The organism is Olsenella uli, assembly GCF_016900775.1.
Lineage (GTDB): Bacteria > Actinomycetota > Coriobacteriia > Coriobacteriales > Atopobiaceae > Thermophilibacter > Thermophilibacter uli_A.
In genome coordinates this window covers 110,282-122,771 of the sequence record NZ_JACJKN010000007.1, presented here as the reverse complement: position 1 = coordinate 122,771, position 12,490 = coordinate 110,282, and the positions used below count along the sequence as shown (strand labels likewise).

General features: G+C 65.7%; 14 protein-coding genes. 12 read left to right on the top strand and 2 right to left on the bottom strand.

The window, feature by feature from the left end; all coding sequences use genetic code 11:
- The 5 genes from H6A23_RS06190 to H6A23_RS11700 form a co-directional block, all read left to right on the top strand.
- The coding region (locus tag H6A23_RS06190) for an InlB B-repeat-containing protein (protein ID WP_204831328.1) at nucleotides 1-979 on the top strand (979 nt) is incomplete at its 5' end.
- A 151-nt stretch (nucleotides 980-1,130) separates the two neighbouring features.
- Nucleotides 1,131-1,430: an AAA family ATPase gene (locus tag H6A23_RS06185; RefSeq protein WP_204831327.1), complete on the top strand. Its 300-nt coding sequence runs from the start codon at nucleotides 1,131-1,133 to the stop codon at nucleotides 1,428-1,430.
- A 22-nt stretch (nucleotides 1,431-1,452) separates the two neighbouring features.
- Complete coding sequence (locus tag H6A23_RS06180; RefSeq protein WP_204831326.1) at nucleotides 1,453-1,716, top strand: hypothetical protein; 264 nt, start codon at nucleotides 1,453-1,455, stop codon at nucleotides 1,714-1,716.
- 42 nt (nucleotides 1,717-1,758) lie between these two features.
- Nucleotides 1,759-2,097 carry a hypothetical protein gene (locus tag H6A23_RS06175; protein WP_204831325.1) on the top strand — a complete coding sequence of 113 codons (339 nt, stop codon included), beginning with the start codon at nucleotides 1,759-1,761 and terminating at the stop codon, nucleotides 2,095-2,097.
- Nucleotides 2,098-2,266: 169 nt separating this feature from the next.
- Nucleotides 2,267-3,922 carry a DUF6273 domain-containing protein gene (locus tag H6A23_RS11700; protein WP_204831324.1) on the top strand — a complete coding sequence of 552 codons (1,656 nt, stop codon included), beginning with the start codon at nucleotides 2,267-2,269 and terminating at the stop codon, nucleotides 3,920-3,922.
- A gap of 233 nt (nucleotides 3,923-4,155) precedes the next feature.
- Here the strand turns inward: H6A23_RS11700 and H6A23_RS06165 are convergent, their stop codons facing one another.
- Nucleotides 4,156-5,031 (bottom strand): pyridoxamine kinase, encoded by an 876-nt coding sequence (locus H6A23_RS06165; RefSeq protein ID WP_204831323.1) that lies wholly within the window; start codon nucleotides 5,029-5,031, stop codon nucleotides 4,156-4,158.
- A gap of 313 nt (nucleotides 5,032-5,344) precedes the next feature.
- On the opposite strand from H6A23_RS06165, the gene H6A23_RS06160 reads away from it, so the two are divergent.
- From H6A23_RS06160 to purN, 7 genes are all read left to right on the top strand, one after another.
- Nucleotides 5,345-5,653 (top strand): BrnT family toxin, encoded by a 309-nt coding sequence (locus tag H6A23_RS06160; protein ID WP_204831322.1) that lies wholly within the window; start codon nucleotides 5,345-5,347, stop codon nucleotides 5,651-5,653.
- Complete coding sequence (brnA, locus tag H6A23_RS06155) at nucleotides 5,604-5,978, top strand: type II toxin-antitoxin system BrnA family antitoxin (protein WP_204831321.1); 375 nt, start codon at nucleotides 5,604-5,606, stop codon at nucleotides 5,976-5,978. Before H6A23_RS06160 ends, brnA begins: the two co-directional genes overlap by 50 nt.
- Before the next feature lie 86 nt (nucleotides 5,979-6,064).
- The gene (purE, locus tag H6A23_RS06150) at nucleotides 6,065-6,526 is read left to right on the top strand and encodes a 5-(carboxyamino)imidazole ribonucleotide mutase (protein WP_204831320.1); all 462 of its coding nucleotides are present in this window, start codon (nucleotides 6,065-6,067) and stop codon (nucleotides 6,524-6,526) included.
- A gap of 12 nt (nucleotides 6,527-6,538) precedes the next feature.
- Nucleotides 6,539-7,639, top strand: a complete 1,101-nt coding sequence (locus tag H6A23_RS06145) for a class B sortase (protein ID WP_204831319.1) — start codon at nucleotides 6,539-6,541, stop codon at nucleotides 7,637-7,639.
- Nucleotides 7,640-7,647: 8 nt separating this feature from the next.
- Complete coding sequence (gene purF / locus H6A23_RS06140) at nucleotides 7,648-9,192, top strand: amidophosphoribosyltransferase (RefSeq protein WP_204831318.1); 1,545 nt, start codon at nucleotides 7,648-7,650, stop codon at nucleotides 9,190-9,192.
- A 40-nt stretch (nucleotides 9,193-9,232) separates the two neighbouring features.
- Nucleotides 9,233-10,324, top strand: coding sequence for a phosphoribosylformylglycinamidine cyclo-ligase (gene purM / locus H6A23_RS06135; RefSeq protein WP_204831317.1), 1,092 nt, complete (start codon nucleotides 9,233-9,235; stop codon nucleotides 10,322-10,324).
- Nucleotides 10,314-10,928: a phosphoribosylglycinamide formyltransferase gene (gene purN / locus H6A23_RS06130; protein WP_204831316.1), complete on the top strand. Its 615-nt coding sequence runs from the start codon at nucleotides 10,314-10,316 to the stop codon at nucleotides 10,926-10,928. The genes purM and purN overlap by 11 nt, the downstream gene beginning before the upstream one ends.
- 303 nt (nucleotides 10,929-11,231) lie before the next feature.
- On the opposite strand, the gene rlmD is transcribed toward purN, so the two are convergent.
- Nucleotides 11,232-12,398: a 23S rRNA (uracil(1939)-C(5))-methyltransferase RlmD gene (rlmD, locus tag H6A23_RS06125; protein WP_204831315.1), complete on the bottom strand. Its 1,167-nt coding sequence runs from the start codon at nucleotides 12,396-12,398 to the stop codon at nucleotides 11,232-11,234.
- Nucleotides 12,399-12,490: the final 92 nt, after the last annotated feature.

Here is a 12,490-nt window from a genome sequence, read left to right as displayed (position 1 = left end):
CGATGAGACCGTGACCGAGATCAACCTCTACGCCAACTGGGATGAGGTCTCCGATCCGTACGAGGGCTACGTCACCGTCAACTACTGGGACGGCGACGAGCTGCTCGGCACCGGTGCGGTCCTGAACGGCACCAACGAGTGGAGCGGCATCGCCAACCCGACCAAGGACGGCTACGTGTTCGACGGCTGGAACTTCGAGGGCGACACCGAGCACCTTTACAAGGACCTCTCGACTGTTCGTTACGCTGGCGACGAGACCGTCAAGGAGATCAACCTCTACGCCAACTGGACCAAGATCGAGGATCCCTACGCCGACTACATCAACGTCAACTATTGGGACGGCGAGGAGCTTCTTGGCACTGGCGCCGTGAAGAATGGCACTACCGAGTGGAGCGGCGTCGTTAGCCCGTCCAAGGACGGCTACACCTTCATCGGCTGGAACTTCGAGGGCGATACTGATCACCTCTACACCGATCTCTCGACTGTCCGCTATGCTGCCGACGAGACCGTGACTGAGATTAACGTCTACGCCAACTGGGAGCAGAACGTTGACCCCATCACGGAGACCCACACGGTCACCTTCGATGACTGCCTCTCCAACACGACCAACATGGTTGTCGAGGTTGAGGACGGCAAGGCTGTTGCCGAGCCGCCTGCTCCGACCTGCGAGGGCTACACCTTCCTCGGTTGGTTCTCCGACACCGCGCTGACCCAGGCTTGGGACTTCAACACTCCCGTCACCTCTGATATGACCCTCTGGGCTAAGTGGGAGAGGAACGCTGACGTCACCGCTCCTGTCGAGGACGCCGAGACTCCGCAGACCCCCGAGGAGTCCCAGGCCGCCGAGGCTGAGAAGGCCGAGTCCGAGGTCCCCGAGACCGGTGACGCGACCAACGCCACTGCGGTTGCCGGCATCGGCATCGCTGGCCTCGTGGCTGCCGCCGCTAGCTTCATCCTTCGTCGTCGCAACGAGCAGTAATCTGCTCACACAGAGCTGACGACCCGCAAGGGCCGCACGGGTTCCCGTTCCCGTGCGGCCCTTTTCCTGTCTCGGCCCAAGGTTCTTCTCGCCAGATAAATACTGTCCAGGAGCCTAGCTAATATGAACAAAAGAGAGAGCGGAGGTGGGCATGGAGCTTGAGATTAAGGACGGGATCGTGCGCGCTCCCGGGGCGCGCCTCATCGACCGTACGGGCAGAAAGATGCTTCCCATTGGGCGTGACGGCTTTGAGCCAGCGGCCGAGTCCTCGGTCGTGGTGGACAAGACCATGCTCATAGCAGACGTTCTTGACTCGGGCTACGCGGCAACTTTCTTTTGCTTCCCTCGTCGATTTGGTAAGACGCTCAACATGACGATGCTCAAGGCCTTCTTTGAGATTCCGCCGGACGGCGTCTCTCGAGCCCGGCGGCGTTGGGCGCGCTCCGCTTGATCTGAGCATCGTCTTCCCGGAGATGGGCCTCAAGGGCGATGGCCTCTGGAGCATGCTGTATCTTGCGGGCTATCTCACCACGGAGGACACCGCGCTGCCCAACAACACGCGCGTCCCCCGGAGGCTGAGGATTCCCAACAGGGAAATTGCGGAGCTCTATCGGTCCGAGGTCGTTGAGAGGTTCGCTGGCGTTGCGGGCGGGCAGAGCCGCCTTGCCGCGCTCCATGATGCGGTTGCTGGCGGGAATGCGGCCGTGCTTGGGGGGGCTCGCACGTATCTTGCGTGACTCGGCAGCGCGTTTGACCTGACGTCCGAGAATGGCGTGCACATGCTGCTCCTTTGCCTTCTTGTGGGGATGCCGGGGTATGGCGATCCACTGTCAAACCGCGAGCACGGAGGGGGCAGGCCGGATATCCGCATTGAGCCTGAGAGCTCCCCGTTTGTCTGGGGTCCGCGTCCGCTTGTGACGATCGAGGTCAAGTTTGCGCGTGACGCCTCTGACGAGGAGCTCCTGGCGCTTGCCCGGTCCGCGCTTGCGCAGATTGCCGAGAAGGGCTACGACAAAGGGCCGCTTCCCGCCGAGGCTGCGGGCCGCGTGCGCTGGGACGTTGCCGTTTCCGGCAAGAGGGCGGCGGTCGTGAGCGAGAGACCTGGCGAGAAGGACTAGCGCCCGGGCGGCACGTTCTTCTCGTCCGGCGGTCAGGGGCTTACCCGTTGCTGCGCCTCAACTGCCCCTTTACTCCACGCCGTCTATCGAAGACGTGTAAGGTCCTGATGATTCCTTTACCTGCTTCGTGTTAACGTAAAAGCTTGGAGAGCTAGGGAAGGGACCCAACGTGAAGTGCAAGAAATGCGGTGAGGAGCTGCCCGAGAAGGCTCGTTTCTGCCCCGGATGCGGTGCTCCCGTCGAGGAGGTGCCGGCTCCCAAGAAGCTCGAGGAGCCCCTCGATCCCATGGCCGCCGGCGCGGTGCCGCTGGTGCCCGTTGCCCCGCCGCCCCGAGCGGTCAGGGTGACGCCGCGCATTCCGCGGCCGTATGTCCCCCACAGCAGTCAGAGCGCTTCTCGTCGCTCGCCTTACGCGCACTATAACGCCTCGTATGACGCACTGCGGCCGGAGGAGGCCGTTCCGGCGAGGAGGCCTCCCCGCGAGCGCGCCGCCGCGTCCGCCTCTGCCGCGCAGGGGCCAACGGAGCCCGAGCGCCCCGAGGCCGTCGAACCCACGCCGGCTTCCGAGGCGCCGGATCTGGAGAAGACCGTCGACTTTGCCATGCCCGAGCCGCAGGCCGCCGCGCCCGTGGTGTCTGCCGAGCCAGAACCGCAGATTGTGGCTGGCAAGGAGCCCGTTGCGGAGGACGAGCTTGACGACACGTCGAGCATGCCGGCCCGTAGCGCGGTTGGCGAGGAGGCGGGATTTGAGGCTCCTGCGCCCCAGCCTGGCGAGGCGGCCGGCGCGTCGTTTCCTACCGAGGCGTTTGGTCGCGTGAGGGACGGGGCCGCCCGCGTGGGCGAACGCATGAGGGGCTTCCAGCCCGACCGGCGGATTGTCCTGGGCGTGTGCGGTGCCCTGGCGGCAGTTCTGGTTGGCGGCGTATGCTACGCCGTTGCCACGAGCTGGCTGGGGCCGTTTGCGCCGAAGGACGAGCCGGCGCCGCCCGTCGAACAGCCCTCGACCGAGCCCGTTGAGACCCTTCAGCCGCAGGAGGAGGAAGAGGAGCCCGCTGCGGAGGAGGGCGCCCCCGAGGTGCGCGCGGCCTTTGCGGACTACTCCTGGGAGGAGCTCTCCCAGATCTCCGCGCTTATCGCCACCGCGTCGAGCGACGACGAGGGGCTTGAGATTGCCAAGCAGTACAACCTGTGCGACGCTTCGGGCAGGCTGAGCATTGAGAACACGAAGGACCTTGCGCTCTCTGACGGCACGGTGGTGCCCGTGACCATTGCCGGCTTCCGCCACGATGACAAGGCCGACGGCTCGGGCGTTGCGGGCATCAGCTTTGTTGCGCGCGCGTCCGTGGGCACCCAGCCCCTCAACGCCTCCGTCGAGTCCGTTGCCTGGGGGCAGACCTCCCTGTGCTCGTGGCTCAACCAGTCCTTCATGGCGGAGCTTCCCGAGGAGCTGGCCGGCTCGATCGTTTCTGTGAGCAAGACCACCAACAACCCCGTGACGGCGGGCGGTGGGCAGTCGCTCACCTCCGAGAGCGTGTGGATCCCCTCCTGCTCCGAGCTGTCCGGGGACGTGGCCGCGCAGACCACCAACAGCGACTACGTTGGATACCAGATGGAGGGCGAGCAGTACCAGGTCTATGCCGATGCCGGCGTGACGTGGAACGACGGCTTTGACTACCTGCGCCTGTCCAGCGGCGAGGACTGGTGGCTCCGCACGCCCGAGCCGAGCGCCGGAGACTATTACATGACGGTCACGCCCGAGGGCAGCCCGCACTACTACCGCAACAGTGGTCGTGAGCTGGCAATTGTTGTGGGGTTCTGCCTCTAGGCGCCATCACTGAGAGCTTTGCCGCCCGCGGGGTCGCTGGACTCCGCGGGCGGTTTTTGCTGCGGGGCGCCTTTTGCGCGGTCCCGTGGCGGGGACGAGTGCGTACGTGCCGCAACAATGGGGTCCAAGGGCGCCTCAAAGAGAGGCGTGTGCGCGCCTGGCGATACGCTCGGCAAAAAACCGGCCCCGCCTCTGGGGCGGGGCCGGTTGGTGCGTTTTGGTGGGACGGAGCGCTACGCGAGCAGCGCGGTCACGTCTCCGAGCACGCTCTCAAAGCTGACGCCGCGGACCTGGTAGTCCGGCTGAGCGGGGGTGATCTCCATCGCGTGACGCACGAGCCCGCCGGCAAACTCGACGGCGGAGAGCAGGCTCTCGCCGGCGTAGATGGCGGCGGTGAGGCCGGACGCAAAGAGGTCGCCCGTGCCGTGCAGCATGTAGGGCAGCAGCTCGCCGGAGACTTCCTCGACGTCGCCGCCTCTCACGCTCACGTAGTTGCGGATGATGCTCTCGCCCTCGTGGACAACGCCCTTGAGCACCACTGACTTGGCGCCCATGCCCAGAAGCGCGTCCATCATGCCCTTGATGTAGCCCTCGTCAACGTCTTGCCCTGCGTAGGCAATGCCCGTGAGGATGGAGGCCTCGGTGAGGTTGGGCGTGAGCACGTCCGCGCCGTCCACAAGGCCCTTCATGGCCTCGCACATCTCGTCGGTGTAGGTGGGGTACTTGGCGCCGCCGTCGCCCATGACGGGGTCGACGATGCGCAGCGCCTTGGGGTACTCGCGATAGAGGCGCAGGATGGCGTCGACCTGCTCGGCCGAGCCGAGGAAGCCTGAGTAGATGCCATCAAGCTGGATGCCCTCCTCGCGCCAGGCGTCGAGGTACTCGGTGAGCATGGGCGTGGTGTCGTGCATGTAGAACTTGGGAAAGCGCGTGTGCGCCGAGAAGAGCGACGTGGGGACGGGGCAGACGTCGATGCCTGCTGCAGAGAGCACGGGGATGGCCACCCCGAGCGAGCACTTGCCGTAGCCGCACAGGTCGTGGACGGCCGCGACGCGCGGCAGATAGCCGCCCTCGCGCTGGTAGAGGTGCAGATTGCTGGCGTTGTTCATGGGATTCTCCTTTGTCCGCGGACTGATGGACCAGCGTACGCAGGCAAGGATAGCCCTTTTTGGGGCGTGCGGGGCGACAATGTCCCATTTGCCTCGGCGCGTCCCGCTGATGTGCCGTCCGTGTGGAGGAAAGATTGCCGACTCAATTCCGCACGGCCTGTCTTGGGGGCTCGTGCCTGCGGAAAGGCGGCCCGTGCGTCAGCGTCCCGGGAGCTTGGTGTCAGCTTTGCGTACGCGGCCCCTGCTAGGGTGTTCGGCAAAAAGATAGCGAATCAATACTGAATCGATATGTTTGCTATAGTGGGGAGGAGCGATGAGGCCAAAGGACTTTGAGTGGGACCCAGAGAAGAGCAGGAAGAACTTCGAGAAACACGGGATAGATTTTGTGGCGGCGCAGGCGCTTTGGGGCGGGCCGGTGCTTGAAAAGCCAGCCAAGCCGGGAAGCGACAACGAGCGGTATGCGGTGTTCGGAATGATCAATGGGATGCATTGGACCGCCGTCATTACCTATCGCAAGCAGGCCGTGCGCATCATCTCCGTACGACGCTCAAGAAAGAAGGGGGTAGAGGCATATGATCGTTTCAAAAGATGGCAAGAGAAGGATAACCGTCGAGGAGTTTGACGAGATGTTCGACAACGGCGAGGACATCAGCGACTTCCTGGATGATGAGCATGCCAGATGGATAGAGCCCGAGCCCGACACCGTCTTCATAACCACGCTCACCAAGAAGATCAACCTCGACCTGCCCATACACATGATCAAGCAGATTGACGAGCAGGCCCGCCGCTGCGGGCAGCCGCGCCAGAGCCTGCTCAGGACGTGGATTTGGGAGCGCCTGCGCGAGGAGCAGGAGCGCGACCTTCGGCTGGGGATTCCGCCCCTGAAGGTTGAGCCGTCGGTGATCGTCCAAGATCCCAGCAAGGAGGCCGCCGCTGCGCAGGCGTGAGCATGCGTGGACTCGCCGGGCGCCCGTGGCGACCTGCTGCTGGTCGCGTATACTGGGAGGGCAGCAAATGAGTCGAGAGGAGCATCATGGCAGACCAGCCGCTCGTGGGAATCATCATGGGATCAAAGTCCGACATGCCCACCATGGAGGCATGCACGAAGCAGCTCGAGGAGCTTGGCGTGCCGTACGAGCTGGTCATCGCCAGCGCTCACCGCACGCCCGACAAGGTTCACGAGTGGGCGGGCAGCGCCGCCGACCGCGGCCTCAAGGTGATCATTGCCGCCGCCGGCAAGGCAGCGCACCTGGGCGGCGTGGTGGCGGCCTTCACGCCGCTGCCCATCATCGGCGTGCCCATGAAGACCTCCGACCTCGGTGGCATGGACTCGCTGCTCTCCATGGTGCAGATGCCGTCTGGCGTGCCGGTGGCCTGCGTGGCCATCAACGGCGCCAAGAACGCGGCCATCTACGCCACGCAGATCCTCGGCGCCACCATGCCCGAGTATCGCGAGAAGACCGTGGAGTTCAAGCGTCAGATGGCCGAGGCCTAAGGAGAGCCGCGCATGGCGTCTCACTTCAAGCAGCCCGACGGGACTGACCCGAGGGGCTCCGCTCGTCCTTCTCGCCCTGCGGCGGGCGCGCCCTCCCGGCATGTGGAGGGAAGCGGGGGCCCCAGGCGCCTGCGCACGCGGCGCGGTGGCGACGAGTCGTACCACGCCCCGGCAGGCAATCCGCACGCGGCTGGCATGCCCCGCGCGAGCGAGGGGTTTGTCTCGGTGGTGTCCGACCCCGGGACTGTCTCGCGCGGCCACAACCGCCGCCGCAAGGAGCCCCACTTTGTCGAGACCGATCCGTACGACCTCTCTGGTCGGCGGAGCCGCGACCCGCGGAAGCGCGTGGCACGCGTGCTCTCGGTCATCCTGTTTGTGGTGGGCCTTGGGCTGATCATCGCCGCCGGCGGCATGTTCATCTACAACCAGTGGCAATACGGCGAGCAGGAGCGCATCAACGAGGAGCTTGCCGAGTATGCGACCCTGTCCGATGACGGCTCGAGTGCCCCGCAGGTTGACTGGGAGGGCCTCAAGGCCGTGAACGGCGAGGTCGTGGGCTGGGTGCAGATTCCCGGGACGGGCGTCAACTACCCGGTCTACCAGGCACAGGACAACGAGAAGTACCTGCATACGAGCGCGGAGGGGACCTACTCCCTTGGCGGGCAGGTGTTTTTGGACTACGAGAACGTCAAGCCGGGCATGGTGGACGCGCAGACGATCATCTATGGCCATCACCTGCGCAACGGGTCCATGTTCAAGCCGGTTTCCGACATGCAGGACCAGCAGGTCTTTGACAGCGTCTCCACCGTCTGGTACGTGACGGAGGAGGCGAGCTATGAGCTTGAGCCGCTGTTCATCTACCAGACCAACGCGGACGACACCAACGTGCGCCAGTTCAACTTTGCCTCGACGGACGAGCTGCACTCCTACCTCTCGGGCCTGCTCGGGCAATCGGCGGCGTCCCGCAGCGATGCCGCCCAGATCATCAACGGCATGACGAAGGCGGTCTCGCTCTGCACGTGCTATTACGAGGACAGCGACAAGGGCCGTGCCATCCTGGTGTGCGCCCTCAAGTCCGAGGCGGCCGCGGCCACGGCGGCCGCGGGCGAATAGGGGTTGACATGACGGATTTCCATTCAAGGTCCACCGACGTCACGCCGACCGGCGCCCCCGGCGCACCGGCTCCATGTGATGACAAGCTGCACGAGGAGTGCGGCGTCTTTGGCGTCTGGGCTCCCGGGCGCGATGTGGCGCGCATGACCTACTTTGCCCTGCGCGCCCTCCAGCACCGCGGGCAGGAGTCCGCCGGCATTGCGGTGGGCGACGGGCGGACGGTTCTTATCCGCAAGGACCTCGGCCTCGTTACGCAGGTCTTCTCTGACGCCGACCTCGCGGCCATGCCCGGCAAGGTGGCGTGCGGACACTGCCGGTACGGCACTGCGGGCGCCAAGGGATGGGAGTCCGCGCAGCCGCATCTCTCCACCATCAACGACGTGATCATTGCGCTGGCTCACAACGGCACGCTGGTCAACTTTGACAGCCTCCGGCGCGAGCTCATCGAGATGGGGGTCCCCTTCCGCTCGAGCACGGACTCCGAGGTCGCCGCAAAGCTCATCGGCTACTTCACGCAGCGGGCAGGGCGTCTGCGCACGGGCATTGCGCATACGATGCGCATGCTCGAGGGAGGCTATGCCATGGTGCTGGTGCGCGAGAACGCGCTCTATGCGTTCCGCGATCCGCACGGCATCCGCCCACTCGTTCTCGGTCGGCTGGGCGATGACGGCTGGGTCGTGGCGAGCGAAACCTGCGCGCTCGACATCTCGGGGGCGACCTTCGTGCGCGAGATCGAGCCCGGCGAGATCGTCCGCATCTCGGATGACGGCCTGCGCTCCGAGCGCGGCTGTGCGCTGGGGTGCCGGGCGGACTGCATCTTTGAGCACGTGTACTTCTCGCGCCCCGACTCCGTGAAGGACGGATCGAGCTTCTACCTCATGCGCCACAACATGGGGCGCCGGCTTGCGCGGGAGACGCCCGTTGAGGCGGACCTCGTCATCTCCGTTCCGGACTCGGGCACGCCCGCGGCCGAGGGGTTTGCCCAGGAGCTGGGAATCCCCTTTGGGACGGGGCTCATCAAGAACCGCTACGTGGCGAGGACCTTCATCCAGCCCACGCCCGAGCTCCGGCAGATGGGCGTGCGCCTGAAGCTCAACGCCCTGCCGGACGTGGTGCGCGGCAAGCGGCTGGTGATGGTGGACGACTCCATCGTGCGCGGCACCACCTCGCGGCAGATCGTGCGGATGCTCAAGGCCGCCGGCGCGACCGAGGTGCACGTGCGCTCGGCGTCGCCCATGGTCAAGTGGCCCTGCTTCTATGGCATCGACACGGCAAACCAGGACCAGCTCATCGCCGCCAACATGACGCTCGAAGAGATCCGCGCCTACATCGAGGCGGACTCGGTGGGCTTTCTCTCCATCGACGGCCTGCTCGACTGCGTCCCGCGCGGCGGCTACTGCAAGGCGTGCTTTACCGGGGAGTACCCCGTTGAGATACCCCGCTCGTTCTGGGAGGAGAAGTTCCTTCCCGGCTACGAGCCCAACAATCTTGAGGCGGCGTCTGCGACCTCGCGCATGCCGCTCGAGGAAGCGGAGCAATGCCTGAACGCCTAGGGGACGGCCCCTCGGGCGGCTTTTGGCGGAAAGGAGCGAGATGGCAGAGAACAGCAAGCACGTGAGCTATGCGGATGCCGGCGTCGACACGGCCGAGGGGGCCCGCGCCGTCGACGCCATCAAGGCGGCCGTGGCAACGACCAACCGACCTGAGGTCGTCGGTGGCCTTGGGGGCTTTGGGTCGTGCTTCTCTGCCGCCGCACTCAAGGACATGGAGGACCCGATTCTGGTCTCGGGCACCGATGGCGTGGGCACCAAGCTTGCCATTGCGCAGCTGCTTGATCGCCACGAGACCGTGGGCGAGGACCTCGTTGCCATGTGCGTGGACGACGTGGTGCCCATCGGCGCCGAGCCGCTGTTCTTCCTTGATTACGTTGCGATTGGCAAGCTGCGTGCCGAGCACGTGGCCAAGATCGTGGGCGGCATCGCCGAGGGCTGCCGCAAGAGCGGCTGCGCCCTCGTGGGCGGCGAGATGGCGGAGCACCCCGGCGTCATGGCCGAGGGCGACTACGACCTGGCAGGCTTTGTCGTGGGCGTGGTCGACCGGCCCAAGATGATTGGTCCCGACAAGGTGCGCGAGGGTGACGTGATCCTTGGCCTCCCGAGCTCGGGCATCCACTCCAACGGCTACTCGCTCGTGCGCAAGGTCGCCATTGAGGGCAGGACCGTGGAGGAGCTGGAGACGCCGCTTCCCGAGCTGGGCGGCGAGTCCCTCGCCGACGCCGTGATGCGTCCGACCACGATCTACGCCGGCGGCCTGCTCAAGGCGCTGCGCGCCGGCGCCCCCGTCCATGCGATGGCCCACATCACGGGCGGCGGCATCACCGAGAACCTGGACCGCGCCATGCCCGAGGGGCTCGATGCGCTCGTGTACCGTGGCGGCGAGGCCGGGCCGACATGGGACATTCCGCCCGTCATCACCTACATGGTCGACGCCGCCGAGCTCACCCTCGAGGAGGCGTACCGCACGTTCAACATGGGCGTCGGCATGAGCGTCATCTGCGCCGCCGAGGACAAGGACGCCGTGATGGCGGCGCTCGCGGACGCGGGGTTTGCGCCGTTCGTCATGGGTGAGGTGATTGCCGGCACGCCGGGCGAGAAGGGGAAGGTCGTGTACGACGATGAGCGTTAGGATTGGCGTTCTCATCTCCGGCAGCGGTACCAACCTGCAGGCGCTCATCGACCGCATCGCGGACGGCTCGCTCGACGCCTCCATCGAGCTTGTGGTGAGCTCGCGCCCGAGCGCCTATGGGCTCAAGCGCGCCGAGGCCGCTGGCATCCAGACGCTCACGCTCTCGAAGGATGTCTACGCCGACCCCGAGCAGGCCGACGAGATCATCGCCGCCGAGCTCAAGCGCCATGGCGTGGAGTATGTCATCATGGCGGGCTACATGCGCAAGGTGCACGACCCCATCCTGGCGTCGTTCCCCAACCGTGTGGTGAACCTGCATCCGGCATTGCTGCCGAGCTTCCCGGGCGCGCACGCGATTCAGGACGCCTACGATCGCGGCGTCAAGGTCACGGGGGTGACCGTGCATTTTGCGAACGCGGACTACGACGCGGGGCCCATCATCGCGCAGCGCGCGCTTCCGGTGGAGGAGGGCTGGTCGGTCGACGAGCTCGAGGAGCACATCCATGCGATCGAGCATGAGCTCTATCCCGAGGTCGTGGGCCTCATCTCCGTTGGTCGCGTCCACGTGCGGGATAACCTGACGGTTGCCATTGACCCGGCGTAGCGCGGGTTCTGGACTCTGTGGGGCGGGCCGTCGCCATGCTGGCGACGGCCCGTTTTTTGCGCAAACAGGCCCTTGGTGCGAAAGAAATGCCCACTGTTGCGCAGTCAGGCCCTTGGTGCGAAGCCTTTTTGAGAGAGGGGAAAAGATGGCGCTCTCGCTACCTGTGGAAATATAAACTCGAATCACTCGCTACCCGGCGTGCGGAGCAAATTGAGCCGGAAAGGCTCCGCACCAAGGGCCTGACTGCGCAGCGGGGTCGGACTATTTCGCACCAAGGGCCTGTTTGCGCAGGGCGCCGTCCGGCTACCGCCTCGCGAGCGTCACGACGGACTCTACGTGCTTGGTGTGCGGGAACATGTCGACCGGCACTACCCGCTCGATGAGATATCCCCGCTCGCGAAGCACCTCGAGGTCACGGGCCTGCGTTACCACGTTGCATGAGACGTACACCACGCGCGCGGGCGCGAGTGTCGTCACGCCATGTAGGAACTCGGGAGTGCTCCCCGCCCGCGGCGGGTCCATGATGACCGTATCAAAGCGGCCCGCCGTGCCCTCGCGCGTCATCCACTCGGTGGCGTCTTCAGCAATGAGGCGGCATCGCTCCGCCACGCCGTTGGCCTCGGCGTTCCTGCGCGCACATGCCACGGCGCCCGGGACCCGCTCAACGCCCGTGATCCGTGTCTCGCCGCCCCGCGCCGCGGCACAGATGCCAATCGTGCCCGTTCCGCAGTATGCGTCGAGCACGTTCTCCCCATCGGCGATGCCCTCGATTGCAAGCCGATAAAGCTCCTCGGTCTGCCGGGGGTTGGTCTGATAGAAGCTCGTGGGGCCAATCTCGAAGCGGCATCCCAGCAGCTCGTCGTACATGACGCCGGGGCCAAAGAGCGTGTGGCACCTCCGCCCCAGAATCGCGTTCGTCCTGCGGTCGTTCACGTTCTGCACGATGGTCGTGACCTCGGGACAGGCCGACCTCAGCTCGCCCACCAGCCGCTTGCGGTCCCGCAGCTCGTCCACGCGCGTCACCAGAACGAGCATCACGTCATCGGTCGCGTACCCGCAGCGCACGACGGCGTGGCGCAGCACGCCGGTGCCGCGATCCTCGTCATAGGGCGGGATGTGCATCCTCTCGGCCACTCGGGCAACGGCGTTCAGAATGCGTCGGGCGCGCGCGTCCTCGGCGAGGCAGTCCGCGCAGGGGACAATCCGATGCGTCCCCGCCGCATAGAAGCCGCTCAGCACGCGCCCGCGCGCCGCATGGGCAAATGGCGTCGCCGCCTTGTGGCGGTAGCGCAGCGGCTCGTCCATCCCGCGAATGGCCTCGAGCGAGCCGCCGTCTGCGCGGGCCATCTCCCCGAGGAGCCCCTCGACCTGCTCCTGCTTGCGCCTCAGCTGTATGGGGTAGGGGACCGCGAGCCACTCGCAGCCTCCGCACTCGCGCGCAATCGGGCAGGTGTACGTCTTGTATCCCATGCGGACCAGTATACCTGCCGTTTGCTGACTCGTCTCCACCGGGTCTTGCGCTGAGACCAATGTGATATCACAATGACCTCAGCGCACCGCGA